26 protein-coding genes are annotated in these 25,988 nt (G+C 72.2%); 14 read left to right on the top strand and 12 right to left on the bottom strand.

Annotated features, from left to right (window positions below):
• Positions 1 to 37: 37 nt before the first annotated feature.
• Entirely contained in the window at positions 38 to 802 is a 765-nt protein-coding gene (locus ABTZ54_RS26650; protein WP_351667764.1) for a class I SAM-dependent methyltransferase, read from the bottom strand.
• Positions 803 to 898: 96 nt separating this feature from the next.
• On the opposite strand from ABTZ54_RS26650, the gene ABTZ54_RS26655 reads away from it, so the two are divergent.
• Positions 899 to 1,528 carry a CGNR zinc finger domain-containing protein gene (locus ABTZ54_RS26655; protein ID WP_351667766.1) on the top strand — a complete coding sequence of 210 codons (630 nt, stop codon included), beginning with the start codon at positions 899 to 901 and terminating at the stop codon, positions 1,526 to 1,528.
• Here ABTZ54_RS26655 and sodX read toward each other — a convergent pair.
• A complete protein-coding gene (sodX, locus tag ABTZ54_RS26660) occupies positions 1,432 to 1,854 on the bottom strand; it encodes a nickel-type superoxide dismutase maturation protease (RefSeq protein ID WP_351667768.1) in 423 nt (140 codons plus the stop codon). The two genes, ABTZ54_RS26655 and sodX, sit on opposite strands and share 97 nt — an antisense overlap.
• Before the next feature lie 142 nt (positions 1,855 to 1,996).
• Here sodX and sodN point away from each other — a divergent pair, with 142 nt between their 5' ends.
• The 3 genes from sodN (at position 1,997) to ABTZ54_RS26675 (ending at position 4,100) form a co-directional block, all read left to right on the top strand.
• On the top strand, positions 1,997 to 2,392 hold the full coding sequence (gene sodN, locus ABTZ54_RS26665) for a superoxide dismutase, Ni (protein ID WP_351667770.1): 396 nt from the start codon (positions 1,997 to 1,999) through the stop codon (positions 2,390 to 2,392).
• 194 nt (positions 2,393 to 2,586) lie between these two features.
• Positions 2,587 to 3,813, top strand: coding sequence for a hypothetical protein (locus tag ABTZ54_RS26670; RefSeq protein WP_351667772.1), 1,227 nt, complete (start codon positions 2,587 to 2,589; stop codon positions 3,811 to 3,813).
• A complete protein-coding gene (locus ABTZ54_RS26675) occupies positions 3,810 to 4,100 on the top strand; it encodes a hypothetical protein (protein WP_351667774.1) in 291 nt (96 codons plus the stop codon). Before ABTZ54_RS26670 ends, ABTZ54_RS26675 begins: the two co-directional genes overlap by 4 nt.
• Here the strand turns inward: ABTZ54_RS26675 and ABTZ54_RS26680 are convergent.
• Positions 4,075 to 6,555 (bottom strand): ATP-binding protein, encoded by a 2,481-nt coding sequence (locus tag ABTZ54_RS26680; protein WP_351667776.1) that lies wholly within the window; start codon positions 6,553 to 6,555, stop codon positions 4,075 to 4,077. The two genes, ABTZ54_RS26675 and ABTZ54_RS26680, sit on opposite strands and share 26 nt — an antisense overlap.
• Positions 6,556 to 6,805: 250 nt before the next feature.
• On the opposite strand from ABTZ54_RS26680, the gene ABTZ54_RS26685 reads away from it, so the two are divergent.
• Positions 6,806 to 9,766, top strand: coding sequence for an AfsR/SARP family transcriptional regulator (locus ABTZ54_RS26685; protein WP_351667778.1), 2,961 nt, complete (start codon positions 6,806 to 6,808; stop codon positions 9,764 to 9,766).
• A gap of 152 nt (positions 9,767 to 9,918) precedes the next feature.
• Complete coding sequence (locus ABTZ54_RS26690) at positions 9,919 to 10,053, top strand: hypothetical protein (protein WP_351667780.1); 135 nt, start codon at positions 9,919 to 9,921, stop codon at positions 10,051 to 10,053.
• 35 nt (positions 10,054 to 10,088) lie between these two features.
• On the opposite strand, the gene ABTZ54_RS26695 is transcribed toward ABTZ54_RS26690, so the two are convergent.
• Complete coding sequence (locus tag ABTZ54_RS26695) at positions 10,089 to 10,679, bottom strand: GNAT family N-acetyltransferase (protein ID WP_351667782.1); 591 nt, start codon at positions 10,677 to 10,679, stop codon at positions 10,089 to 10,091.
• Complete coding sequence (locus ABTZ54_RS26700) at positions 10,676 to 11,629, bottom strand: LysR family transcriptional regulator (protein ID WP_351667784.1); 954 nt, start codon at positions 11,627 to 11,629, stop codon at positions 10,676 to 10,678. The genes ABTZ54_RS26695 and ABTZ54_RS26700 overlap by 4 nt, the downstream gene beginning before the upstream one ends.
• Before the next feature lie 180 nt (positions 11,630 to 11,809).
• Here ABTZ54_RS26700 and snpA point away from each other — a divergent pair, with 180 nt between their 5' ends.
• On the top strand, positions 11,810 to 12,448 hold the full coding sequence (gene snpA / locus ABTZ54_RS26705) for a snapalysin (protein WP_351667786.1): 639 nt from the start codon (positions 11,810 to 11,812) through the stop codon (positions 12,446 to 12,448).
• Positions 12,449 to 12,539: 91 nt separating this feature from the next.
• On the opposite strand, the gene ABTZ54_RS26710 is transcribed toward snpA, so the two are convergent.
• From ABTZ54_RS26710 to ABTZ54_RS26725, 4 genes are all read right to left on the bottom strand, one after another.
• Positions 12,540 to 12,962, bottom strand: a complete 423-nt coding sequence (locus ABTZ54_RS26710; protein WP_351667788.1) for a DUF6304 family protein — start codon at positions 12,960 to 12,962, stop codon at positions 12,540 to 12,542.
• Between the two features lie 386 nt (positions 12,963 to 13,348).
• Positions 13,349 to 13,933 (bottom strand): dihydrofolate reductase family protein, encoded by a 585-nt coding sequence (locus tag ABTZ54_RS26715; RefSeq protein WP_351667790.1) that lies wholly within the window; start codon positions 13,931 to 13,933, stop codon positions 13,349 to 13,351.
• Between the two features lie 103 nt (positions 13,934 to 14,036).
• Positions 14,037 to 15,086: a family 2 encapsulin nanocompartment cargo protein polyprenyl transferase gene (locus ABTZ54_RS26720; protein ID WP_351667792.1), complete on the bottom strand. Its 1,050-nt coding sequence runs from the start codon at positions 15,084 to 15,086 to the stop codon at positions 14,037 to 14,039.
• 151 nt (positions 15,087 to 15,237) lie between these two features.
• Positions 15,238 to 16,653, bottom strand: a complete 1,416-nt coding sequence (locus ABTZ54_RS26725) for a family 2B encapsulin nanocompartment shell protein (RefSeq protein ID WP_351667794.1) — start codon at positions 16,651 to 16,653, stop codon at positions 15,238 to 15,240.
• Between the two features lie 283 nt (positions 16,654 to 16,936).
• Between ABTZ54_RS26725 and ABTZ54_RS26730 the strand changes: the two genes are divergently transcribed.
• Both ABTZ54_RS26730 and ABTZ54_RS26735 read left to right on the top strand, forming a co-directional pair.
• Positions 16,937 to 17,527 carry an N-acetylmuramoyl-L-alanine amidase gene (locus ABTZ54_RS26730; RefSeq protein ID WP_351667796.1) on the top strand — a complete coding sequence of 197 codons (591 nt, stop codon included), beginning with the start codon at positions 16,937 to 16,939 and terminating at the stop codon, positions 17,525 to 17,527.
• 34 nt (positions 17,528 to 17,561) lie between these two features.
• A complete protein-coding gene (locus ABTZ54_RS26735) occupies positions 17,562 to 18,470 on the top strand; it encodes a 1-aminocyclopropane-1-carboxylate deaminase/D-cysteine desulfhydrase (RefSeq protein WP_351667798.1) in 909 nt (302 codons plus the stop codon).
• Here the strand turns inward: ABTZ54_RS26735 and ABTZ54_RS26740 are convergent.
• Positions 18,449 to 20,044 (bottom strand): Na+/H+ antiporter, encoded by a 1,596-nt coding sequence (locus ABTZ54_RS26740; RefSeq protein WP_351667800.1) that lies wholly within the window; start codon positions 20,042 to 20,044, stop codon positions 18,449 to 18,451. The genes ABTZ54_RS26735 and ABTZ54_RS26740 overlap by 22 nt on opposite strands.
• 68 nt (positions 20,045 to 20,112) lie before the next feature.
• Here ABTZ54_RS26740 and ABTZ54_RS26745 point away from each other — a divergent pair, with 68 nt between their 5' ends.
• The 3 genes from ABTZ54_RS26745 (at position 20,113) to ABTZ54_RS26755 (ending at position 22,074) form a co-directional block, all read left to right on the top strand.
• On the top strand, positions 20,113 to 20,373 hold the full coding sequence (locus ABTZ54_RS26745) for a UBP-type zinc finger domain-containing protein (RefSeq protein ID WP_046907328.1): 261 nt from the start codon (positions 20,113 to 20,115) through the stop codon (positions 20,371 to 20,373).
• 190 nt (positions 20,374 to 20,563) lie between these two features.
• Entirely contained in the window at positions 20,564 to 20,977 is a 414-nt protein-coding gene (locus ABTZ54_RS26750) for an ATP-binding protein (RefSeq protein WP_019889334.1), read from the top strand.
• A complete protein-coding gene (locus tag ABTZ54_RS26755; protein WP_351667803.1) occupies positions 20,974 to 22,074 on the top strand; it encodes a SigB/SigF/SigG family RNA polymerase sigma factor in 1,101 nt (366 codons plus the stop codon). Before ABTZ54_RS26750 ends, ABTZ54_RS26755 begins: the two co-directional genes overlap by 4 nt.
• Positions 22,075 to 22,085: 11 nt before the next feature.
• Here the strand turns inward: ABTZ54_RS26755 and ABTZ54_RS26760 are convergent, their stop codons facing one another.
• On the bottom strand, positions 22,086 to 22,547 hold the full coding sequence (locus ABTZ54_RS26760; protein ID WP_351667805.1) for a hypothetical protein: 462 nt from the start codon (positions 22,545 to 22,547) through the stop codon (positions 22,086 to 22,088).
• A gap of 87 nt (positions 22,548 to 22,634) precedes the next feature.
• Between ABTZ54_RS26760 and ABTZ54_RS26765 the strand changes: the two genes are divergently transcribed.
• Together ABTZ54_RS26765 and ABTZ54_RS26770 are read left to right on the top strand one after the other, a co-directional pair.
• On the top strand, positions 22,635 to 23,603 hold the full coding sequence (locus ABTZ54_RS26765) for a diacylglycerol/lipid kinase family protein (RefSeq protein ID WP_351667807.1): 969 nt from the start codon (positions 22,635 to 22,637) through the stop codon (positions 23,601 to 23,603).
• A gap of 318 nt (positions 23,604 to 23,921) precedes the next feature.
• On the top strand, positions 23,922 to 24,179 hold the full coding sequence (locus tag ABTZ54_RS26770) for a WhiB family transcriptional regulator (RefSeq protein WP_003953983.1): 258 nt from the start codon (positions 23,922 to 23,924) through the stop codon (positions 24,177 to 24,179).
• Between the two features lie 180 nt (positions 24,180 to 24,359).
• Here ABTZ54_RS26770 and ABTZ54_RS26775 read toward each other — a convergent pair whose 3' ends face one another.
• On the bottom strand, positions 24,360 to 25,826 hold the full coding sequence (locus ABTZ54_RS26775; protein ID WP_351667944.1) for a sensor histidine kinase: 1,467 nt from the start codon (positions 25,824 to 25,826) through the stop codon (positions 24,360 to 24,362).
• Between the last annotated feature and the right edge of the window lie 162 nt (positions 25,827 to 25,988).

The following is a 25,988-nucleotide window of genomic DNA, read 5'->3' on the forward strand; positions in this document are numbered from 1 at the left end:
CCGCTTCCCTGCGCTGCTTCCCGCTTCCCTCCGCGGCTCAGCGCACGGCGAGCAGCAGGGTGTCCGAGGGCGAGGCCCAGACCGCGCGGGCCTCGCCGAAGCCGGCGGCGCGCAGGGTGTCGGCGTGCCAGCGGGGCGCGGGCATGTCGCCGTCGGCGTGCTCGCCGTAGATCTCGAAGCGGCGGGCGGTGGGCCCGGCGAGAACGGGGTCCGCGGCGGCCAGGGCCCACCACTCAGCCCAGTCGAGCGCGCCGGCGGCCTTGGCCTCGGCCATCCGGGCATGCCTCCGGGCCCGCTCGGCGGCGTTGATCCGGGGGGTGTCCTGATCGATCATGTGGTCGGCGTTCATGAACACCCCGCCGTCCCGCACGATCCCCGCGAGCTGCCCGTACAGACCGGCCAGCGGCTCGCTGTGCAGCCAGTGCAGGGCGGTGGCGGTGAGCACGGCGTCGTACGTGCCGTACGGCAGCGCGTCGATCCACCCCGCGTCCTTGAGATCGGCGGTCACGAAGCTCACGCGCTCGTCGCCGGCGAAGTACCCCTCGGCGATGGCGAGCAGGGCGGGGTCCAGGTCGACCCCCGTACTGGTCGCCTTCGGGAACCGACGGAGCAGCCGGTCCGTAATACTTCCCGTACCGCAGGCGAGGTCGAGCACGCGGGGCTCGGGTCCCACGAGCGCCTCGACCATGTCGAGCATCACGCGGAACCGCTCCTCGCGGTCCGGCATGTACCACTCCTGCTGACGGTCCCAGCTCTGCTGCCAGGCCGCCCAGTCGGTTCCGGTCACCGCCGCGTCCGTCATCGCTCCACCCTCGCCCTCGACGTAATACCCTCAAAGGAAAAGCGTCACTTACGCTCCCTCCGCCCCGACCCTAGACCGCCGCCGTAAGGACTACAAGTGGAACTGGCCTATTACTCGGATTACGCCGTGCGCCTGGTCAACACCGAGGAGCCGGTCCGCTCCAAGGACTCCCTGACCTCGGTCGAAGCGGTCCGGGAGCTCTTCGGCGAGGCGTCCCAGATGGCCCGGCGGGTGACGGACTCCGACGTGACCCGCTTCCGCGCGGTGCGCGCCCGGCTGCGCGCGGTCTTCACGGCGGCCGACGAGGGCGACCACACCGGGGCGGTGGACCTGCTGAACTCCCTGCTCCTGGAGTTCCCGGTCAGCCCGCAGATCTCCGGCCACGACTACCTGGACGAGGAGGGCCGGCCGCGGTGGCACATGCACCTCGCCGACCACCCTTCGAACGCGACCTCGGGCTACGCCGCCATCGCCGCGATGGGCCTCGCCTTCCACCTCACGGAGTTCGGCGCCGACCGCCTCGGCCTGTGCCAGGCGGCCCCGTGCCGAAACGCGTACCTCGACACGTCCACCAACCGCTCCCGCCGCTACTGCTCCGACCGCTGCGCCACCCGCGCCAACGTGGCCGCCTATCGCGCGCGCAAGCGCCTGGAGGCCGAACGCGCCGACCTGACGGGCCTGACGGCGGAGACCAGCCAGGCGAGCACGACACCGATCGACCGCTGACGCCCGGGGGTGACGGGCCGGTACCGCACCCGCACCCGCCCGAGCACCAGGGGCGCGGGCACGACCCCGAACACCCGGCTGTCCCCCTCGGCGTCCGGGTTGTCCCCCAGCACCCACCAGCCGCCGTCCCGCCACTCGGCCAGCCGCTTCACGATCAGCAGGTCCTGCTGCAACGGATGCCGCAGCACGGCCACGTTCCCGGGCCGCAACCGCGCCCCGTACTGCACGAACAGCTGATCGCCGTGGAGCAGGGTGGGCACCATCGACACCCCGGTCACCTCGGCGATCCCGAACGGCGCCCCGGGCTCCCGCCCCGATCCCACCATCAAGCACCTCACAGTCCCATCGTCCACGAGTCCCATGCCGACCCTGGACTTTTGTCCTAAGCCCTAGGGGGCGCTCGCGAAAACGCGCTTCTCACCGAGTAATGTCCCACCTGAGAAGACGATCACGAGGAAGGACAGCAGCATGCTCTCCCGCCTGTTTGCCCCCAAGGTGAAGGTCAGCGCCCACTGCGACCTCCCCTGCGGCGTGTACGACCCGGCCCAGGCCCGCATCGAGGCCGAGTCGGTCAAGGCCGTACAGGAGAAGTACCAGGCCAACGAGGACCCGCACTTCCGGGCCCGCGCCACGGTCATCAAGGAGCAGCGCGCGGAGCTCGCCAAGCACCACGTCTCGGTGCTGTGGAGCGACTACTTCAAGCCCCCGCACTTCGAGAAGTACCCCGAGCTCCACGCGCTCATCAACGACACCCTGAAGGCCCTGTCGGCGGCCAAGGCCTCGACGGACCCGAAGACGGGCGAGAAGGCGCTGGAGCTCATCGCCGAGATCGACCGCATCTTCTGGGAGACGAAGAAGGCCTGACCTTCCTTCACTCCCGCCCCGAGGGGGCCCGGCCGCGTTGCGGTCGGGCCCCCTCGGTGTTTCCCGGCGCGCGTCCCGCCCCGGCCCCCTGAAGTCGGCGGCAAGGTTTCGGCAAGGCGGTCGCAAGGGGGTGGACGTGGTCGTCGGGAAGGTTCGTCGGCGAACTGGCCGCGCAACCGGAGACGGGGGCTTCGATGGACGTAGTGGACAGGAATCCGGCGCAGTGGGTGACCCTCCAGGGGTGCCGGAAGGTGCTGGTGGTGGTGCATACCGAGGTGTACGGGAGGCGGTTGCGGGAGTTGTTGCCGTTGCTCGCGGCGGATCTGCGGGTGCAGGTGGCGTTCACGGTGGCGCCGCACGCCTTCAACGGCGGGGCCCTGCGGGCGCTGAGCGGGCTCGGTGGAGTGGTGCTGCCGTGGGAGGAGGCGGTGCGGACCGAGTTCGATCTCGCGCTCGCGGCCGGCTCGCAGGGGGTGGAGCAGGTGCGGGCGCCGCTGGTGCGGCTGCCGCACGGGGCCGGGCACGTGAAGTTGCAGCGGGTCGCCGATGTGCGGGAGGGCGGCGGAGCCCGGGCGGTGGGCGGGATGGGGCGGTCGTATCTCATGTGGGGCGGGCGGGTCGTGCCCGCCGCCTACGCCGTGGCGCATCGGGAGGACCTGGAGCTGCTGCGCGAGTCCTGCCCCGAGGCGCTGCCCGTCACCGAGGTCGTCGGGGACGGCGTCCACGACCGGATCGCCGCCAGTGTGCCGCTGCGCGAGCGCTACCGGCTCGCGCTGGGGCTGCGTCCCGGGGAGCGGCTGGTCCTCGTCTCGTCGACGTGGGGGCTCGGCTCCTCGTTCAACCGGCTGGACGCGCTCCTGCCCCGGCTGCTCGCGGAGCTGCCGGAGCGCGCGTACCGGATCGCCGTACTCGTCCATCCCAACGTCTGGTCGGGTCACGGCGACTGGCAGGTGCGGGCCTGGCTGGCCGGTCTGCGGCGGCGGGGCATCACGCTCGTATCGCCGGAGGCCGACTGGCGGCCGTTGCTGGTCGCGGCGGACTGGGTGATCGGCGACCACGGCTCCGTCACCCTGTACGCGACGATGACGCCGGCGGCCATCCTGCTGGCCCGGTTTCCCGAGGAGGACGTCAATCCCGCCTCCCCCGGCGCCGAACTGGCCCGGGTCGCCCCGGCGCTCTCCCCCGCGCACCCGCTGGCGGAGCAGCTGGCGTACGCGGCGGCCACCTACCCGGCGGAGGCGTACGCCCGGATCGCGGGCCGGATCTCCTCGGAGCCGGGCCGGTTCAACGCCAACATGCGGCGGTTGCTCTACCGGATCCTCCGGCTCGGCGAACCCGCCTACGAGCCGGAGACCGCGCCGTTGTCCGACCCGCCGGCCCTGGACGCGGGCCTGGACGGTCCGTCGGAGGTGTGCGCGTGAGCGGCGGCGCGGCGGTCTCGGCGGTCGGCGGTCCCGACGAGTTGGTCTGTGTCGCGCTCGACGGCGGCGCCGGTGAGGCCTGGCGGCAGTGCGCGGACGTACTGAGTTCCGTGGGCGCCTTTCCGCATCCGGTCGCCGTGCGCCTCGCCCGTTCCGTGCTGCTGCGGTACCCGGGGTGCCTGCTGACCGTCGTCGCGCGGCGTGAGGGCGGGTGCGTCGTGGGGCTGCGGGCGGCGGGCGGGGTCGTCGTCGTGCTCGTCGTCACGGGAGCCGGCCCAGCTGGGTGAGGCGGGTCCGGAGACGGGCCGCGTCGGTGTCGCTGACCGGTTCGTAGAGGGCCAGGGACCGCTCGTACCGGTCCCTGGCCCCGGTCCGGTCGCCTCTCAGGTCCGCGGTCTCGCCGAGCATTTCGAGGGTCCGGGCCCGCCAGTGCACCGACCCGGTCGCCGTGAACTCGTCGAGCGCCTGCCTCAGCAGCGTCTCGGCGTCCTCACCGGTGGTGTGGCGCGCCCCGGCGCGGGCCAGGGCCAGCCCGAGCAGCGCGAGCGCGCGGGCCGCGTCGTACGGGTCGGGCACCGCGAGGAGCGTGGCCCGGGCCTCGGCGAGCGGGGGCACGGCCTCCCGGGGGCGGCCCGCGGTCAGGGCCGCGTCCCCGAGGCAGATCCGGGTCATCGCGGCGCCACGCCGGTAGCCGATGGCCTCGCGCAGGGCGAGGGCCTCGGTCAGGTACGTGGTGGCGTCGTCGAGCCGGCCGGCGAGCAGGTGCGACTGGCCGAGGCCGTGCAGGGCCTGCGCCTCGGCCTTGCGGTCGGCGTCCGCGCGGGCGCCGTGCACCGCCTCGGTGAACCAGGCGACGGCCTCGTCGGGGCGCCCGGCGTTGCGCAGCCCGGCGCCGCCCGAGGTCAGCATGCGGCTGAGTCCCCGTCGGTCCCCGTCCCGCTCGGCGGCGGCGCGGCCGATCTCGTGTGCCTCGACCCACAGGTCGTACGGGCGCAGGCGCAGGAAGAGCGGCCACATGGCATCGGCGAGCTGCCACGCCGTGGCGTCCCAGCCGTGTTCGGCGGCGGTCCGCACCGCGGCCATCAGGTGGAACCGCTCGGCGTCGAGCCAGCCGAGCGCCCCGGCGGCGTGCTCGAACGGCGGCCGGTGGCCGGGCGGGAAGGCGTAGTCGCGGCGCAGGCTGCGGTGGCTGGGCGTGAGCAGTTCCTCGGCGAAGGTCGCCGCGGCCAGGTAGTGGTCGACGACCCTGCGGACGGTCTCCCGGCGGGCCTCCGGGGCCTCGGTGGTGTCGGCGAGCTGGCCGGCGTGGGCGCGGACGAGGTCGTGGAAGCGGTAACGCCCGAGGCCGGTGGTGTCGTCGGGTCCCAGGTCCTCCAGGAGGCTCACCTCGGCGAGGTCGTCGAGCATCCGGTCGCCCTCGTCGGGCCCCACCGCGCAGGCCGCGGCGGCGACGGGCCCGTTGAGGACGGACACCGGCGGCAGGCCGAGCCTGCGGTAGCCGCGAGCGAGTTCGGGGGTGAGCTGGTGGTACGAGGCGTCGAGGGCGAGTCGTACGGCGTCCTCCCCGCCCACGCTGAGCGCGGCGAGGCGGGCCGCGCCGGATCCGCCCAGCGCTCCCGCCATCGCGGAGAGGGACTGCTGGGGGCGGGCGGCCAGCCGGGCCGCGGCGACGGAGACGGCGAGCGGCAGGCCGGCGCAGAGGGCGGCGACCTCCTGGGCCGCCTCGGGTTCGCGCCGTACCCGGTCGGCGCCGATCCGGCCCGCGAGCAGCCGGACCGCGTCGGCGGCGGACAGCACGCCGAGCTGCTGGAAGGAGGCGCCGTCGATGCCGAGGGCGGTGAGCCTCCGGCGGCTCGTGACCACGACGAGGCTGTCCGGGGAGGAGGGCAGCAGGGGACGGACCTGGGCGGCGCTGAGGGCGTTGTCGAGCATGACGACGAGCCGGAGACCCGCCGTGTGGGAGCGCCAGAGGGCCGCCGCCTCGGCGGGTTCCACGGGGACCTCCTTCACGCCGAGGGCTCTGAGGAAGCGTCCGAGGATCTCGCCGGGGGCGGCGGGTCCGCTGTCGGGGAGGTGGCCGCGCAGATCCGCGTAGAGCTGCCCGTCCGGGAAGCGGTCGCCGAGGCCGTGCAGCCAGCGGGTCACGAGCGCGGACTTGCCGACCCCTGCGGATCCGCTGACGACCGTGAGGAGGGGGCGGGCGCCGAGCTGCGGGAGGAGAGCGTCCAGGAGCGCGAGGGCGTCCGTGCGGCCGGTGAAGTGCTCGGGATCGGGCAGGAGTTGCCGAGGCACCTGTCGCGCATCCGCTCCGGGCGGGACGGCAGGGACCGGTGGTACGTGGATGTGGACGCCGCCTTGGACCTCGCCGGCCTGGACGACCGGTCCGTGGACCGTGGCGGCGCCGGTCAGAGTGTTGGCCGTACGGGTCGTGCCTGGCACGGCCACGGCGCGGGCGGCCCTGCCGGTCGCCACGCCCGGTGTTCCCTCAGCGCCCAGGACCGCGGCCGTCCACTCTCCCAGGATCCCGGCGAGGCGCGGGTCCGCGGTCGCGGCGGTCACGAGCCGACCGGCCAGGTCCGCGTGGGTGGCGGGAGGGGCCGTCGGCCCGCTGCGTAAGAGATCGGCGACCGCCGGATCCGTGTCGAGATCCCTGAGCCGGTCGGCCAGAACGCGCCACATTTCGGGGCGTGCCGCCCCCTGGAGCAGGGCAGTGGTGAGCCGTGGAGCCGTCGCGGGTTCCATATTTGCCGTCTCCCCCCGTATGTCCGTCGGCGCCTATGACTCTGGCCCTCTTGGACGGCATGATCCCTACCCTCAATTGACCCAAATCAGACCGAACACTCTGATCAATCGAGATCAACAGATCATTCTGGCCAAGAAATTTGATCGAGTGGCGCCATCTTTTGACCGAGTTGACATCGTGTCATCCTTTGGCCTCTACAAGCGAGTGCAGGCACACATGTGCGGGCCTACCGGCGATAGGGGGCGCTCGGTGGACTTCGGAATACTCCTGCTGGGGCCGGTCGAATTCCGCTTGGCCGGAAGCCGCGACGCCCCGGGAACACCGAAGGAACGGCTGACCCTCACCGCCCTGGCCCTGGACGCCGGACACCCCGTCACCCTCGACACCCTCGTACACCGGGTGTGGGACGAGGAGCCGCCCAGCAAGCCGCGGGCCAGCCTGCACGTGTACGCGGCGCGCATCCGGCGCCGTCTGCGCACCGCCGCGTGCCCCGCTCGCCTGCTTCAGGGGGCGCACGCGTACACCCTGGAGATCGACCCGGACCTGGTGGACTGGCACCGCTTCCGGCGCCTGACCGACGAGGCCCGCGCGCTGTCCGGCGGCGGGGACACAGCCGGTGCGCTGGAGCGCCTCACCGAGGCGGACGAGCTGTGGCGCGGCGAGCCGCTCGCGGGGCTCACCGGCCTGTGGGCGGAGGGGAGACGGGCCCACTTCACCGAGAAGCGGCTCGCCGCCACGTTGACGCGGACCGCGATCGAGCTGGGCCTCGGCCGCCACGCCGAACTCGTCCCCGACCTGACGGCGCTGCTCGACGCGCACCCCACGGACGAGACCATCGCGGCCCAGCTGATGACGGCCGCCTACGGCTCCGGGCGCCAGGGGGACGCCCTCCGCACGTACGACTCGGTCCGCCGCAGACTCTCCGAGGAGCTGGGGACGGACCCCGGCGAGGCCCTGTCCCGGGTCCACCGGCTGGTCCTGGACCACGCCCCCGTCGCCGAGCTGCTGCCGCGCCCGGCACCGGCCCGGCCGTCCCCCGCCGCACCCCACACCCTGCCGGGGCACGGGGACCTCGTCGGCCGGGAACGCGAGCTCGGCCTGATCACGAACGTCTGCGCCCTGGGCGGCACCGAGGCGGCCGACCCCTCCGGGGTGGGCGGCGGAGGGATCATCGCCCTCCAGACGATCGCCGGCATGCCGGGGGTCGGCAAATCCCTCCTCGCCGTGCACGCGGCCCGTCTGCTCGCCGACCGCTACCCCGACGGGCAGGTCCTGCTCGATCTACGCACCCACGCTCCCGGGCGTCAGGCCCTGAGCGCGCAGGCGGCGCTCTTCACCCTGCTACGGGTCTTCGGTGTCGCGGCGGACTCCATCCCGGCGGACCCCGAGGAACGCACCGCGCTCTGGCGCACCCTGCTCAGCAACCGGCGCGCCGTGATCGTCCTCGACGACGCGGCCGACGCGGACCAGGTACGGCCGCTCCTTCCCGGCAGTTCCCCGTCACTGGTGATCATCACCAGCCGACGGCGGCTCACCGGGCTGCCCGGGGTCCGCTCGCTCTTCCTCGACATCCTGCCCGCCGCCGACGCCGCCGCCCTCTTCCGGCGTCTCGTCGGCGACGAACGCGTGGGGGACCCGGAGGACGTGGCGCGCATCGTCCGACTCTGCGGGCATCTGCCGCTCGCGGTCGAACTGGCCGCCGGACGCCTGGCGTCCCGCCCCTCGTGGACCACCTCGCACCTGGTGGAGAAACTCACGAGAACACCCGGCAGGCTCGCCGAGATCAGAGACGGATTCCGTGAGATCGCCCGGGTATTCGAAATGTCGTACCACGCCCTGACACAAGAGCGAAGGAAGGCGTTCCGGCTGCTGAGCCTGCACTTCGGAGCTACTTTCGGACCGCATGCCGCCGCCGCGCTCACCGGCCTTTCCCTCGACGTGACGGAACGCGTGCTCGACTCCCTCCTCGACGATCATCTGCTGTCCGAACCGGCGCCCGAGACATTCCAGTTCCACGACCTCGTCGGTGAATACGCGCGCCTGCTGGCCGCAATGGAGGACTCGCCTGCCGAACGGGACACCGCACAAGGCCGGTTGATTCACTTCTATCTTCAGGCGTCCCGGCGGGCTTCGCGAATGATCCACCCGCGCCGGTTCCGCTACGAACCGACGGCCTCTCCCCCTGAGGGCGGTACGGCGTTCGCCCTGCCCGAGTGGCGGGACGCCCAGGAGGCGCGGGACTGGCTCGCCCAGGAGCGCGCCGGTCTCGTCGCGGCCGAGCAGTGCGCGCGCACGCGCGGGCGCCCACTCGAAGCGGCTCTGCTCGCCGGGGCGCTCGCCGGCTTCCTGGAGGAGGACGGCCACTGGAGCGAGGCGCAGCGCATGCACGGCCCCGCCGCCCGCCATTGGAGCGCGGTGGGCGACGCGCGGGGCGAGGCCTGTGCCCTCATCGACCTGGCCGGCGCCCAGTCCCGGGCGAGCCGCTACTCCCGCGCCCTGTCGAGCACCCACCGGGCCCTGGACCTGGCCGGCACGCTCGGCGACCCGGAGACGGAGGCCGAAGTCCGGCACCTCCTCGGCGTCATCCACTGGCACCTCGGCCGGCACGGCACGGCGCTGACCTTCCAGAGCGCGACGCTGGAATTACGAAGACGGACCGGTGACGCCTGGCAGATAGCGCGCTGCCGGAACAACATGGGCATCACGCATCTCTTCGTCGGGGACTACGAGGCGTCCGAGGAGTCCTTCCACTCCGCCCTGAAGGGATTCCGATCCTGCGGCGACGAACGAGAAGTCGCTCGCGTCCTCAACAACCTCTCGGATTTGCACGCCCATCGTGGCGAGCGGAACATCGCGCGCCGTTTCGCCCTGGAATCCCTTGCTCTCCTCGAAAGAATAGGGAGCGACACGGAGCGGGCGTCCGCTCAGGTGAATCTGGCCAACACGATGGTCGCCGAGAGTGAATCCGAAGAGATGCTCGCGCTGTACCGCGAGGCCCTTTCCGTCTTCCGCAGAGTGGGCGACCTTCGCAATTCCGCCGCCACCCTGCACACCATCGGCGACGCCCTCAGGGCAGTGGGGCGCGCGAGCGAGGCGGCCCTGAACTACAAGGGCGCGTGGACGGCGGCACGGGACATCGGGGCGGCGCACGAGGAGAGCGAGGCGCGGCGGGCGCTGGCCTCGCTGACCGCACCGGAAAACCAGGGATAATACCTCCGGCATATGCATTTGTTGTGAAGGATGTCGAACTTATCAGAAAGATCATCGGCGTGGAGTCGACTTGCAACAATGGGGAACAGGTGGTGAAGTCCCGCCAAGCGCCGCAATGAGGCGGCACAGATCAACCTTTGCGAGAAGCACAAATGAAGACTCTCAGCACGCGTCTCCTCGTCATCATCGCCGGAACCGCCGCCGCCATCGGCGTCGCCATATGCATCCCGAGCTCAGCGGCGGAAACGGAATCCCTCCTCGCCGTCTCCGCCGTCGACCGCACCTGATGCATCTCGGGCCCGGAACTCCTCCGGGCCCACTCTCATTCCCCGGCCGCCGGCCACGAATACCGACGCTTCTCCCTCGAAGTCGCGCCCAGGCGGTCGTAGAAGCGGATCGCGTCCTCGTTCCACGGCGGCGTCTGCCACTGGATCTCGGCGAGGCCGAGAGCGGCCGCCTCGGCGCGGACCGCCGTCATCAGGAGGGCGCCCAAGCCGTGGCCTCGGGCCGACTCCGTGAGGTAGAGGCAGTCCATGTGGAGGTACTCGGCGCCGTCCCAGGTGGAGAGTTCGGGGGCGCAGGTCGCGTAGCCGGCGAGGGTGGTGTCGGGGAGTTCGGCGACCAGGCAGCGGAGGCGGGGGGACGGGGTCGCGAAGAGGAGGGTTTGGAGGCGGGCCGCCAGGCCGGGGGCGAGGGGGGCGGCCTTCTCGTACGCGGCGTGCTCGGCGGCCAGTTCGGCGACGCGTGGCAGGTCCTCCGGGCGGGCGTGGCGGACGCGGGCCGTAGGGGTTTCCCCGGCGGGACGGACGACAGCCGTGGAGGGGGCCTGGGCGGGACGGACGACAGCCGCAGAGGGGGCCTCGCTGGGAAGGGCGACAGCCGTAGAGGGGTCCTGGGTGGGGGCGGTGTTCATGCCGTCATCATGCATGGGCCCGCCGTTCCGCCCGCGCGCAGCCAGCTTCGGTACGGGGCCGCGCCCAGGGCCGCCTCCCGGTAGGCCGCGGCCAGTTCGGCGTACGGGCGGTCCAGGGCGACGCCGGGAGCGGCGTACAGGAGGAGGCGGACGGCCAGGGGGTCGCCGCGTAGGGGGCGGACGGCCATGTCCTCGCGGGGGCCCGACGTGGGCTGGCAGGGGGCCACGGCCTCGCCCAGGACGATCAGCGAGGCGGCCGTGTGGTAGTCCGCGTGCAGCAGGGGCGGGTCCAGGCCCGCCGCGCGCAACACCCGGTGCAGGCCGTCCCATTCGCCGTCCACGGCCGGGTCGACCGCCCACCGGTCGTCGGCGAGGTCGGTGAGCTCCACGACCTCCCTTCCGGCCGCCGGATGGTCGCGGGCCATCGAGATGAACTGGGGTTCGCGTTCGACCAGGACGCGCCCCCTGAGGCCGGGCGGCACCCGGAGCGGGCAGCCCTCGACCTCGTGGACGAAGGCCAGGTCCAGTCGCCCGGCCGCGACCGTGCGCAACAGGGCGTGGGCCGAGACGTCCACGCGCAGGGCGATGTCGCTGCCCGGCAGGCCCTGGCGGAGCCGGCGCAGCCAGCCGGGCAGCGCGCGGCTCGCGGTGGAGCCGACCCGGAGCGCGGGGCCGCCCGTACGGGCCGCGGCCGCCCGGGTCTCGGTGATCAGCGCGGTCATGCCGTCGACGAGCGGGCGGGCCCGGCCGAGGACCGTGCGGCCGAGCGGGGTGGGGTGACAGCCGGTGCGGGTGCGGGAGAAGAGTTCGGCGCCCAGGGCGTTCTCGATGCGGCGCAGCTGGGTGGTCAACGAGGGCTGGCTCACGCCCAGTTGGCGCGCCGCCTTGTGCAGACTCCCGGTGTCCGCGATGGCGCAGAGCGCCCGCAGGTGCCTGACCTCCAGCTCCATGCAGCCGAGGTTAGGGCGGGACCGGCCAGCGGCACCAGATGGCCTTGTCGTCCCGTAACCGCCTTTAGTAGGAGGCCAGTTGGAGGAGCGGTGATGTCCTTGTGTTATCGGGTGCTGACATCATTCCCACGCGCCCCGGCTCCCCCGAGACTCTCCTCAACCCCACAGGAGGAGCCCCCCATGCGACACCCGAAGATCCTCACGTCCTTACTGACCGCCGCCCTCAGTGCCGGCCTCACCCTCTCCCTCGGCGCCGTTCCCGCCACGGCGGACGCGTCGCCCGCTCCGTACGCCGGCTACGCCGGGTCGAGCGCGGAGGCCAAGGCCAACCAGGCGTTCTTCGACGCCGTCATGAAGTCCGTGGCGAAGAAGCGGGCCGCCGCGCCTGGCGCCGCCGCCGTCACCGTGGTCTACAGCGCTTCCAGCGCCCCCAGCTTCCGCTCCCAGATATCCCAGTCCGCGCAGATCTGGAACAGCTCCGTCGCCAACGTCCGCCTGGTGGAGGGGTCCAACGCCGACTTCGCCTACTACGAGGGCAACGACTCCCGCGGCTCGTACGCCAGCACCGACGGGCACGGCAACGGCTACATCTTCCTCGACTACCGGCAGAACCAGCAGTACAACTCCACCCGCGTCACCGCCCACGAGACCGGGCACGTCCTCGGTCTCCCCGACCACTACAGCGGCCCGTGCAGCGAGCTGATGTCCGGCGGCGGGCCCGGCACGTCCTGCCAGAACCCCTACCCGAACTCCCAGGAGCGCTCCCGCGTGGACCAGCTGTGGCGCTACGGTCTCGCCTCGGCGTTCAAGACGCCGTGACGTGACGTGACGGGCTGAGGAGATCTCCCATCGGGACGGCCGGGGAGGCGCCGAAAGGCGGCTCCCCGGCCGGTCCGATGTATCTGGTGGGTCAGGCGGCCGCGCGGAGCAGCCTTCGGCCGAGTTCGGTGCCGGGCGGCAGCTGGCGCGCGACCCTGGTGAGGGCCTCGTCGAAGTCGGCCCCCGCTATGCCGGACTCGAAGGCGGCGCCCGCGTAGTGCAGCGTCAGGCTGAGGTCGGACCGGTCGCCGAGCGTCAGCAGGCAGCTGAGCGTGGCCTGTTGGGTCGCGCCGTCCGCGACCACCGGGAGCGGGAGGTCCCACTCCAGTACGCATCCGCCGAGGGCCTGCCCGCCCTCGTCCGCGGCACGCAGCGCGGCGAAGCCGGCACCCGTGTACTCGATTCCCCTGATCCGGGTGGCCACATGGCCCCCGTCGGCCGCGATGACGATCGCTTCCGCGCCAAGGCGGTCCCGGTACCAACCGGTCCAGACTTCTGTCGACTCCGATGACATGCGCGGACTGTAGCGGTATGACCGGCTCCGGCGCTCGGCCGGTCACCTCGGGGCCGGACTTCTCCCGGTCTCGCCGTTCTTGCCGTTCTTGCCGGTCACGTGCGCGCTCGCGGCTTCCGCGACCCCTCCCCCGACGGCCCCGTCGGCACCCGCGCCCCCAGCACCCCCAACGACACCCCCGGCTCCCTCCGGCTCGTACCGTTCGCACCGCGGATTGCGGCACGGCTGGACCTCCCACTCGGGGACCCAGGCCCCGAGCACCTTGTGCCGTTGCGCGAGCACCTGGAGGGGCTCCCCGCAGGCCGGGCAGGGGTGCTCGGCCCGTGGGTCCCGCGTGGTGTGGGACGCCGTGTCGGCCATGCCTCCAGCCTAGGACGCGGCGCCCGTCACCGCTTCCTGGTGTACGTCCGCACGACGACCCCGTTGCCGAAGGTGCGCACGTCCTCCAGCGCGAAGTCCCGGATGCCGAAGCCGGTGCCGAACATCGGCATTCCGGAGCCGTAGACCTGCGGATACGACTTGATGACGAGCTCGTCGATCTCGTCGGCCAGCTGCCCCGCGACCTGGGCGCCGCCGCAGAGCCAGATGCCGAGCGAGCCGTCCTCGGCCTTGAGCTCGCGGACCCGGGCCGCGAGGTCGCCGGCGACCAGCTCGACGTTCGGGTCGGGGGACTCGGTGAGCGAGCGGGTCGCGACAATCTCGCGCAGGTGGGCGTACGGGCTGGTGACGCCCGCGTCCAGGGCGAGGCGGTACGAGCCGAGGCCCTGGATCACCGTGTCGAAGCGCTTGTTGGCCACGCCCGCCAGGCCGAAGGTCTCCCGGAAGGCGGTGGGGATCGTGTCCGGGTACTCGGTGTTCATGAAAGCGGCGTACTCCTCGTCCATGAACTGGAACATGGAGGAGGCGTCGCCATGGGGGTCGCCGATGAAGCCGTCGAGGGTGCAGGCGACGTAGTACGTGAGCTTGCGCAAGCCGGATCTCTTTCCTCAGGGAACGTGGCGTGCTGACCACTGCACCCATAGTGCTCCACTTGTAGTGGTTGCGCAAGCCCCGCCTTCGTACGCCCCGAAGCGATCAGCGCGTACGCCGTGTCACGAACTCCGCCAGCGCCAGCAGGTCCCCCGCCGCCGACAGGTCCGGAACCGCCCGGGAGAGCTGCTCCACCGCGCGGGCCATCCGCTCGGCCGCCTGCGTCTGGGCCCAGTCCCGGGCCCCGGCCCGCTCCACCGCGTCCGCCGCCGCCCGTACGGCCGCCGCGTCGAGCACCGGTCGCGCGTACAGCTCGGCCAGCTCCTCGCCCGCCGGGGTCCCGGAGACGAGCGCCGCCACGACGGGCAGCGACTTCTTGCGGGCCACGAGATCGGCGCCGGCCGGCTTGCCCGTGCGTCCCGGGTCGCCCCAGATGCCGATCAGGTCGTCGATCAGCTGGAACGCGAGACCGGCCTCCCGGCCGAACGCGTCCATCGCCGCGACCTCCTCCTCCCCCGCCCCCGCGTACAGCGCGCCCACCGCGCAGGCGCAGCCGAGCAGGGCGCCGGTCTTGGCGGTGGCCATCGCCACCACCTCGTCCAGGCCGACCTCGCGCGGTCCGCGCCGCTCGAAGGCGCAGTCCGCCTGCTGCCCCGCGCAGAGCTCGATGACGCAGGCGGCCAGCCGGGCCGCGGCGGCGGTCGAGGCCGGGTGGGGGTCCTCGGCGAGCAGCCGCAGCGCGAGCGCGGACATGGCGTCGCCCGCCATCAGCGCGTCGGGGATGCCGAACACCGTCCAGGCCGTGGGCCGGTGACGGCGGGTCGGGTCCTCGTCGACGATGTCGTCGTGGAGCAGGGTGAAGTTGTGCGCCAGCTCCACCGCGGCGGCGGCCTTCACCGCGGGCCCCGGGTCCGCGCCGAACGCGCGGGTCGCCGCGAGCACCAGCGCCGGCCGGATCGCCTTGCCGCCGGCCCCGTCGGCGGGTGTCCCGTCGGCCTGCTCCCAGCCGAAGTGGTACATCGCCACACGCCGTATCGAGTCCGGCAACGACTCGACGGTGTCGCGCAGTTGGGGGTCGACGACGGTCCGCGTCCGGTCCAGGAGCAGCACGGCCCCCTGTCCCCCGGCCGCCGCGTCCACGCTGATGGTGGTCATGTCTTCTTCGCAGTCGCTTTCTTCGGGTCCGATCTCCGGCCTTGGTCGGCAGGCCGGCTGTCGGACGTCGGACGTAGGTACGTAGGTACGTAGGTACGTGGGTACGGACGGGGCGGGGGCCCGTCGGCAGGTCCCCGCCCCTGGGGCCGGCTCAGTGCCGGCGGCTGATCTCCACGTTCTCCAGGACGCCGAGGGCGTCGGGGACGAGGACCGCGGCCGAGTAGTAGGCGCTGACCAGGTAGGAGACGATCGCCTGGTCGTCGATGCCCATGAGGCGGGTCGACATGCCGGGCTCGATCTCGTCGGCGAGACCGGTCTGGTGGAGTCCGATCACGCCCTGGTCGGCCTCTCCGGTGCGCATGCAGATGATCGAGGTCGTGCTGGCGCCCGTGACCGGGATCTTGTCGCACGGGTAGATCGGCACCCCGCGCCAGGTCTGGATCCGGGTGCCGTCGATGTCGATGGACTCGGGCACCAGGCCCCGCCGGTTGAGCTCGCGCCCGAAGGCGGCGATGGCGCGCGGGTGGGCGAGGAACAGCTTGGAGCCGCGGCGGCGGGAGAGCAGCTCGTCCAGGTCGTCCGGGCCGGGCACGCCGTCGTGGGGCTGGATCCGCTGCTCGTAGTCGCAGTTGGCCAGGAGGCCGAACTCCCGGTGGTTGACCAGCTCGTGCTCTTGGCGCTCGCGCAGCGCCTCGACGGTGAGCCGCAACTGCTGCTCGGTCTGGTTCATCGGGTGGTTGTAGAGGTCGGCCACGCGGGAGTGGACCTTGAGGACGGTCTGGGCGACGCTCAGCTCGTACTCGCGCGGGGCGGCCTCGTAGTCCACGAAGGTGTGCGGGACGACGGCCTCGCCGACATGGCCCGCCGAGAGGTTGATCTCGGCCTCGCCGAAGGCGTTGGTGCGCTGCTGGGGCAGGGCGGTGACGCCCGCGAGCTGCGCGGCCAGGGAGGCCGCCCGCTCGGCGAGGGCGAGCACGTCGGCGCGGGTGAGCTCCAGGACCGTACAGGCGGTGGCCGCGCGGGCGGTCCACGCCCAGGTGGCGTCGGCGTCGACGAGCGCGTCCTCGCCGAGGTAGGCGCCGTCGGCGAGGACGCCGAGGACGGCCTCGTCCCCGTACGGCCCCGAGCCGATCTGCTCGACCTTGCCGTGCGCGAGGAGGAAGACCCGGTCGGTGCTCTCGCCGCGGGTGGCGATGACCTCGCCCGCCGCGAACGCGCGCTGGTGGCAGCGGCCGGCGAGCTCGTCGAGGGCGTCCTGGTCCTCGTAACCGCGCAGGGCCGGGAGCTCGCCGAGCTCGGCGGGGATGACGGCGACCCGCTCGCCGGTCTGCACGAAGGTGACGCGTCCGTCGCCCACCGAGTAGCTGAGCCTCCGGTTCACCCGGTAGGTCCCGCCCTGGACCTGCACCCAGGGCAGCGCGCGCAGCAGCCAGCGGGAGGAGATCTCCTGCATCTGCGGGGCCGACTTGGTGGTGGACGCGAGGTTCCGCGCGGCGGCCGTGCCGAGACTCTGCTGCGGCGGTGCCTGATCCGCGCGGACCTCGTCGCCAACCGAACCAACGGACATGGAACTCCCTCTCGTATGACAGATCTGCGAGAGGAAGCCTTTCAGCACGGAGAGTGCCAGCGCCATTACACAAAAGAGTGGGAGTTGACGGCGCTCAGCTGGGCATGGGCGCACGATTTCCGCTCGAACAGCGCGCGCCGGTGCGCGCCTGTTCGCGCCCCCTCACCCCACTTTGTCCGGATCTGCTCGCACACGGTCCGAACGCATAGCAGCGGAGCGCGCCCCTCCGGTACTCCGGATGCACCGGTACCCCGGTATCCCCCCTTGCTGAAAGGAGCCGGTCATGTCCTCACCCATGTCCGCGAACCGCTTCCTCGACGCGCTGCGCGGCGAAGGTCTCGACGTCGTCGAGGTCGGCGAGTGGCGCACCCACAACCGCAACCACAAGGGCCCCTGGGGCCCCGTGCACGGCGTGATGATCCACCACACCGTCACCCGGGGCACCAGCAACACCGTCCAGATCTGCCGGGACGGCTACGAGTCCCTGCCCGGACCGCTCTGCCACGGTGTGATCGCCAAGGACGGCGGCGTCCACCTGGTCGGCTACGGCAGGGCCAACCACGCCGGTCTCGGCGACGCCGACGTCCTGCGCGCGGTCATCGCCGAGAAGGGCCTCCCGCCGGACAACGAGGCCACCACCGACGGCAACCGGCACTTCTACGGCTTCGAGTGCGAGAACCTCGGCGATGGCGTGGACCCCTGGCCCAAGGTCCAGCTCGACGCCATCGCCAAGGCGGCGGCGGCCGTCTGCCGGGTGCACGGCTGGACCCATCGCTCGGTGATCGGGCACCTGGAGTGGCAGCCCGGCAAGGTCGATCCGCGCGGCTTCACCATGGCGTGGATGCGCGAGCAGATCGCCGAGCGACTGCGCTGACCCGCCGCCCGGGGCCGTCCGGGAGAATGGCCGGGTGAACGCGCCCGACCTCGAACGCCTGCGGCCCCGGCTCCCCTCCCCCCTGGAGCCGGTCGAGGACGAGCGCTTCGCCCGGCACGGTCTGACGCTGCTGCTCAAGCGCGACGACCTGATCCACCCGGACCTGCCCGGCAACAAATGGCGCAAGCTGGCGCTCAACCTCCGGGCGGCGGGCGGCCGTCCGGTGCTCACCTTCGGCGGCGCGTACTCCAACCATCTGCGCGCGACGGCCGCCGCGGGCCGGCTGCTCGGTTTCCGCACGGTCGGCGTCGTCCGCGGCGACGAACTGGCCGGCCGGCCGCTGAACCCCTCGCTCGCGCGGTGCGCGGCGGACGGGATGCGCCTGCTGTTCGTCGACCGCGCCACGTACCGCGCCAAGCACGAGCCCGCCGTCCTGGCCCGGCTCCTGGGGGAGCTCCCCGAGGACGTGTACGTGGTCCCCGAGGGCGGCAGCAACGCGCTCGCCGTCGAGGGCTGTGTGGAGCTCGGCCGCGAGCTGGCGGGCGTCGCCGACACGGCCGCCGTCGCCTGCGGCACGGGCGGCACCCTGGCGGGCCTCGCGGCCGGATTCCCGGGCCCGGTGCTGGGCGTCCCGGTCCTCAAGGGCGGCTTCCTCGGCGCCGACGTGCGCACCCTCCAGGAGGCGGCTTTCGGCGGCCCGCGCGGGCGGTGGCGACTCGACGAGCGCTTCCATTGCGGCGGTTACGCCCGTACGACCCCGGAGCTCGAAGCCTTCGCGGACGCCTTCGGGGCGCGGCATGGACTCGCCATCGAGCGGCTGTATGTGGCCAAAATGCTGCACGCCCTGGTGACGCTCGCCGAGGAGGGCGCGTTCGCCCCCGGCACCCGGATCGCCGCCGTGGTCACGGGCTCCCCGGAGCCTCAGGCGGACTCCTCCCGGTAGGCCGCGGCCTCCTCCAGGTCGAGGCGGCGCAGCAGGGTGCGCATCATCTCGTCGTCGATACGGCGTGCGTCGCGCAGTTGTACGAAGACCTCGCGCTCGGCGTCGATCATCTCGCGGGCCAGCCGCCGGTAGGTGTCGTCGGCGGTCTCGCCGGTGAGCTCGTTGACGGCGCCGAGCCGTTCCCAGACGGCGTTGCGGCGCCGTTCCAGGACGGTGCGGAGCCGGTCGGCGAGGGGCGGCGGGAGGGTGTTGGCCGGGTCGGCGAGCAGCGCGTCGAGCCGCTCCTCCGCCGCCTGCGAGGCCTCGCTCTGCGCCTGCGCCTCGGCCAGGGTCTCCTGGTAGCGGTCGCGTCCCGGCAGCTTGAGGACGCGGATGAGCGGCGGCAGGGTCAGGCCCTGGACGACGAGGGTGCCGATCACGGTGGTGAAGGTCAGGAAGAGCACCAGGTTGCGGGCCGGGAACGCCTCCCCGTCGACGAGGACGGGGATGGAGAAGGCGATGGCGAGCGAGACGACCCCGCGCATCCCGGCCCAGCCGACCACCAGGGGCGCCCGCCAGTCCACCTCGGGCTCCCGCTCCCGGATCCGCGCCGACATCCAGCGGGGCAGGAAGGTGGCCGGGTAGACCCAGACGAAGCGGACGACGACCACGGCCACGAAGACCCCGGCCGCGTACCAGGCCGCCTCCCCGATGCCGTACCGGCCGAGGCCCTGGACGACGTACGGCAGCTGGAGGCCGATGAGCGCGAAGACGGCGGACTCCAGGACGAAGGCGACCATCTTCCAGACCGCCTCCTCCTGGAGGCGGGTGGCGAAGTCGACCTTCCAGTTCTTGTGCCCGAGGAAGAGGCCGACCACGACGACGGCGAGCACCCCGGAGGCGCCGACCTCCTCGGCGGCGGCGTAGGCGACGAAGGGGATGAGCAGCGAGAGGGTGTTCTGGAGGAGGGCCTCGCGCAGATGCGTGCGGAGCCAGTGGATGGGGACCATCAGGATCAGGCCGACGCCGATGCCGCCGACCGCGGCGAGCAGGAACTCGCCGAGGCCGCTGGCCCAGCTGACGCCCTCCCCCACGGCGGCGGCGAGCGCCACCTTGTACGCGGTGATGGCGGTGGCGTCGTTCACCAGGGACTCGCCCTGGAGGATGGTGGTGATCCGGTGGGGCAGGCCCAGCTTCCGGGCGATGGCGGTGGCGGCGACCGCGTCCGGCGGGGCGACGACCGCGCCGAGGACGAGCGCGGCGGTCAGCGGCAGGTCGGGCACGAGGACGTACGCGAGCCAGCCGACCGCGACCGTCGCGAAGAGCGTGTAGCCGACGGAGAGCAGCGCGACGGGCCGGATGTTGGCCCGGAGGTCGAGGTACGAGGACTCGACGGCGGCCGTGTAGAGCAGCGGGGGCAGGATCAGCGGCAGCACGATGTGCGGGTCGAGGGTGTAGTCCGGCACGCCCGGCAGATAGGCGCAGACGAGGCCGACGGCGACGAGGAGCAGCGGCGCGGGGATGGGGGTGCGGCGGGCGAAGCCCGCCACCGCGGCGCTCGCCGCCACCAGTGCCACCAGTTGCAGTGCGTCCATGCCCGTCCCGTCCGTGCCCGTGCGTGACTCCCGCCACGTCACTCCCGCCACAACGTAACCTGGCCGGCATGAGCGAGTGCCCGCACGTTGCCGAGATGCCGCGCCCCGAACCGGCGCCGCTGCACGCCACCTGTCCCGAGTGCCTGGCCGACGGCACCCACCCCGTCCAGCTGCGGCTCTGTCTCAGCTGCGGGCACGTGGGGTGTTGCGACTCCTCGCTCGGACGGCACGCGACGGCGCACTTCACCGCGACCGGTCACCCGGTGATGCGGACCTTCGAGCCGAACGAGCGCTGGCGCTGGTGCTTCGTGGACGGTTCGATCGTCTGACGGCTGGGTACGTCACCCCTCCGCGGGTCTCCGCGGCCGCCGGGCGGGGGCCGGTCCTCAGGGCCCCCGGCGACACGGCGGGACGGATCGCGATAGCGTCTCGGCGGACTGCGCAACCCACTGCGTACCGCCTGGTTCGGGGGGTTCTTCCCCGGACCCCGAAAGAGCTTGTGCCACCTTGGAGGTGAGGGTGTCCCAGATCGCAGGCGAGCCCGGGACCCAGGACTTCGTGGAAGTCCGGCTGCCCGCTGCGGGTGCCTACCTGTCCGTGCTGCGTACGGCCACGGCCGGTCTCGCGGCGCGCTTGGACTTCACCCTCGACGAGATCGAGGACCTGCGCATCGCCGTCGACGAGGCGTGCGCGATCCTGCTCCAGCAGGCCGTACCGGGGTCGGTGCTGAGCTGCGTCTTCCGGCTGGTGGACGACTCGCTCGACGTCACGGTGTCGGCCCCTACGACCGACGGCCGGGCCCCCGAGCGGGACACCTTCGCGTGGACGGTGCTCTCGGCACTGGCCGGCAAGGTGGAGTCGTCCGTGGCGGACGACCGCACGGTCTCCATCAGCCTGTACAAACAGCGCGGCGCGGGGCCAGGCCCGGCGTGAGGCGCGGGGACGCGACGGCCGGCATCCCTGAGCAGCAGGCACGGCCGCATCCGGATGCCGAGGCCGGGTCAGTCTCGGTCTCGGCCGAGACGGGAGTCGAGGTCGCTACGGATCACGCGGAGCAGGCGGACCAGATGAGCGAGCAGGACCAGCAGAACGAGGTTCCGGGGGCGACGGAGGCTGCCGGGGCCGACGGGGTCGCGGAGGCCGACGGGGCCAAGGAAACACCTGAGCCGTCGGAGGCTGCCGGGGCGGAGAAGGCCGAGGAGGCCACCGGGACCACCGAGGCCGAAGAAACCCCCGGCCCCGAAGAGTCCCCCGACCCCCCGGAGACCCCCCACCCGCACGACCGCAGCGGCGCCCGCGCCCTCTTCATCGAGCTGCGGGCCCTCCCCGAGGGGTCCGTCGAGAAGGCCGCGCTGCGTGACCGGCTGGTGCGGATGCATCTGCCGCTGGTGGAGCATCTGGCCCGCCGCTTCCGCAACCGGGGCGAGCCGCTGGACGACCTGACGCAGGTCGCGACGATCGGCCTGATCAAGTCGGTGGACCGGTTCGACCCGGACCGGGGCGTGGAGTTCTCCACGTACGCGACCCCGACGGTGGTCGGCGAGATCAAGCGCCACTTCCGTGACAAGGGCTGGGCGGTACGGGTCCCCCGGCGCCTCCAGGAGCTGCGTCTCTCGCTGACGACGGCGACGGCGGAGCTCTCCCAGCAGCACGGCCGCTCGCCGACCGTGCACGAGCTCGCGGAGCGGCTCGGGATCTCGGAGGAGGAGGTCCTGGAGGGCCTGGAGTCGGCGAACGCCTACTCGACGCTCTCCCTGGACGTGCCGGACACGGACGACGAGTCGCCCGCCGTCGCGGACACGCTGGGCGCGGAGGACGAGGCGCTGGAGGGGGTCGAGTACCGGGAGTCGCTCAAGCCGCTCCTGGAGGACCTGCCGCCGCGCGAGAAGCGGATCCTGCTGCTGCGCTTCTTCGGCAACATGACCCAGTCGCAGATCGCGCAGGAGGTCGGCATCTCGCAGATGCACGTCTCCCGGCTGCTCGCCCGCACGCTGGCCCAGCTGCGGGAGAAGCTGCTCGTGGAGGAGTAACCAGGGAGAGGCTAGGGAGTGTCCTGGCCGGGGCGCCGGATGCCGAGCGCCTCGGTCGTGGACGGGCTCACCAGCAGGACGAGCCCGGTCACGGCGAGCACGGCGAGGGCGATGCCGGCCGGGATCATGACGCTGTTCGCCTGGAGCAGCTGCCAGGCGACCGGCAGGGCGAGGATCTGGGTGATGACCGCGGGGCCCCGGGCCCAGGAGCGGCGCAGCCACAGACCGCGGGCGGCGGCGAGAGGGATGAAACCGAGGGCCACCAGGGTCGCCGCGCCCATGACGGCCGAGGTGAGGTCGTCGGGCCCGTCGGCCAGGACGGTCACCAGCATGTAGAGGCCGCCGGCCAGGAGGGCGAGGCCCTCGACGCCGGCCACCGCGGCGGCGGCCGCGAGGCGCCCGGGCCGCGCGCTCCGCTCCGTACCGCTGATGTCTGCACTCTCGGGGCTCTGGGCACTCTCGGCACTGCTCATGCAGGCAGGGTAGCCGGGGCCGGTGCGGAGGCGGGTGGCGCGGGCCGGGCTGGGCCGGGGTACCGCCGGGTAGGTACCCTGGCGACCATGCGCGCGCTTCTCGTGGTCAACCCGGCAGCAACCACCACCAGTGCCCGCACACGTGACGTGTTGATCCACGCGCTCGCCAGCGAGATGAAGCTGGAGGCGATCACGACCGAGTACCGCGGCCACGCCCGTGACCTGGGCCGCAGGGCCGCCGACTCGGACGACATCGACCTGGTGGTGGCGCTCGGCGGCGACGGCACGGTCAACGAGGTGGTCAACGGGCTGCTGCACGCGGGGCCCGATCCGGACCGGCTGCCGGGACTCGCGGTGGTGCCGGGCGGCTCCACCAATGTGTTCGCGCGGGCGCTCGGACTGCCGAACGACGCCGTGGAGGCGACCGGCGCGCTGCTCGACGCGCTGCGTGAGCGGCGGGCACGGACGGTGAGCCTGGGGCTCGCGTCCGGGACGCCGGGCACCGAGGACGAGGCGGTGCCCGAACGCTGGTTCACGTTCTGTGCCGGCTTCGGGTTCGACGCGAGCGTGATCGGCCGGGTCGAACAGCAGCGGGAGCGCGGCAAGCGTTCGACGCACGCGCTCTATCTGCGTCAGGTGGTGCGCCAGTTCCTGGGCGAGCAGAACCGGCGGCACGGGACGATCACCCTGGAGCGCCCGGGTGAGGATCCTGTGGAGGATCTGGTCCTCTCCATAATCTGCAACACCTCCCCGTGGACCTACCTGGGGAACCGTCCGGTGTACGCGTCCCCCGAGGCGTCCTTCGAAACGGCTCTCGACGTGCTCGGACTGAGCCGTCTCTCGGCCCCTTCGGTGGCGCGGTACGCGACCCAGCTGCTGACTTCGACCCCCGAGCGGGGGCCCCACGGCAAGCACGCGAAGACTCTGCACGACCTGACCGACTTCACCTTGCATTCGAAGGCGCCACTCCCCCTCCAGATGGACGGCGACCATCTGGGGCTGCGTACGAGCGTGACGTTCACAGGCGTACGCCGTGCACTGCGTGTGATTGTGTGACCGGAAGGGTCGAAAGTCCTTCCACTCGAACGTTTAGGCTGCCATCCACCCCCTAGAAGTACGGCTGTGACGGAGCCGACACCGAGGAATCAAAAAAAACTTTCCAGAAGGGGTTGTATCCGTTGCCGAGGTTTGCGAGTCTCTTCTTGGCGATCGGGACGGCCCGCAACACCGGCCTCCACTGAGAGCCAGAACCCCTCCTCAAACTCTGGACCACACCAGTTCACCTGGCAGTCGGCCCTTCCCTTGCGGGGGGATTCGTGAAAGCGTTCACATTCACAAGCAACTTGCACGTAATAACCAAGAGAGGTAGCAGCCATGGACTGGCGTCACAACGCCGTTTGTCGTGAGGAAGACCCCGAGCTGTTCTTCCCCATCGGCAACACCGGTCCTGCGCTGCTGCAGATCGAGGAAGCCAAGGCCGTCTGCCGCCGCTGCCCCGTCATGGAGCAGTGCCTGCAGTGGGCGCTCGAGTCCGGCCAGGACTCCGGCGTCTGGGGTGGCCTCAGCGAGGACGAGCGCCGCGCGATGAAGCGCCGCGCCGCCCGCAACCGGGCGCGTAACGCCAGCGCCTGAGCCACCTGTGACAGCCTGAGGCACGCGGCGCGTACACCGTGTACGCAATCACCGCCCCCGAGCCGCAGCGCGCAGCAGTAGTAACCCACAGCATTCGAGCCCCGGACCGATTCCCTTCGGTCCGGGGCTCGCTGCTGTGCGCACGGGACGGCGGGGGTCCCAACCCCCGCCGTACGCAGGCTACTTCTGCGGCTGTACGGGGATGTCGAGCACGACCCGGGTGCCGCCCTCGGCGCCCGGCTGCATGTCGAAGCCGCCGCCGAGCTCACCCTCGACCAGGGTCCGCACGATCTGCAGCCCGAGATTGCCGGCCCGCTGCGGGTCGAAGCCCTCGGGCAGACCGCATCCGTCGTCCTTGACCGTGATCAGCAGCCGGGCGTCGGCGCGGGGCTCGCCGCGGACCGCGGTGACCTCGACCGTGCCCTGCTCCCCCGGCGCGAAGGCGTGTTCCAGGGCGTTCTGCAGGATCTCGGTGAGGACCATGGAGAGCGGGGTGGCGACCTCGGCGTCCAGGATGCCGAAGCGGCCGTTGCGCCGGCAGGTCACCTTGCCCGGGGAGATCTCGGCGACCATCGCGATCACCCGGTCCGCGATCTCGTCGAACTCGACTCGCTCGTCCAGATTCTGGGACAGCGTCTCATGGACGATCGCGATCGAACCGACGCGCCGCACAGCCTCGTTGAGGGCCTCGCGCCCCTGGGCGGAGTCCATCCGGCGGGACTGGAGGCGCAACAGGGCCGCCACCGTCTGGAGGTTGTTCTTCACCCGGTGGTGGATCTCCCGGATGGTGGCGTCCTTGGTGATCAACTCGCGCTCGCGGCGGCGCAGTTCCGTGACGTCCCGGAGCAGCACCAGCGAACCGATGCGGGTGCCCTTGGGCTTGAGCGGGATCGCGCGCAGCTGGATCGACCCGCCGTTGCCCTCGACCTCGAACTCGCGCGGGGCGTAGCCGGAGGCCATCGTGGCCAGGGCCTCGTCGACCGGGCCCCGGGAGGGGGCGAGTTCGGCGGTGATCTGGCCCAGGTGCTGGCCGGTGAGGTCGGCGGCGAGGCCGAGCCGGTGGTACGCGGAGAGGGCGTTGGGCGAGGCGTACTGGACGATGCCGTCGGCGTCGAGCCGCATCAGCCCGTCGCCGGCCCGTGGCGAGGAGTCCATGTCGACCTGCTCGCCGGGGAAGGGGAAGGTGCCCGCGGCGATCATCTGGGCCAGGTCCGAGGCGGACTGGAGGTAGGTGAGCTCCAGCCGGGACGGGGTCCGGACGGTGAGCAGGTTGGTGTTGCGGGCGATGACGCCGAGGACGCGGCCCTCACGGCGTACGGGGATGGACTCGACCCGTACGGGGACCTCCTCGCGCCACTCGGGGTCGCCCTCGCGCACGATCCGGCCCTCGTCCAGGGCGGCGTCCAGGAGCGGGCGGCGGCCGCGCGGGACCAGGTGGCCGACCATGTCGTCCTGGTAGGAGGTGGGGCCGGTGTTGGGCCGCATCTGGGCGACGGAGACGTATCGCGTGCCGTCCAGGGTGGGGACCCACAGGACGAGGTCGGCGAAGGAGAGGTCGGAGAGCAGCTGCCACTCCGACACCAGCATGTGGAGCCAGTCGAGGTCGGACTCGCTCAGAGCGGTGTGCTGGCGGACGAGGTCGTTCATGGAGGGCACGTGTGCGAGCGTACCCGCGGAATTACAGGGCGGTGAACCTGGATCTCCGGGCCTCCGTGTTGGAGGATGGCCCCGGAAGGACCCGGTTCCTATGGATGGACAGACGATAATGGTCTAGTCCACAATGCTTTCCAAGGAGCCTCCACTCTCCCC

Source organism: Streptomyces sp. NPDC094032 (genome assembly GCF_040303965.1).
GTDB lineage: Bacteria > Actinomycetota > Actinomycetes > Streptomycetales > Streptomycetaceae > Streptomyces.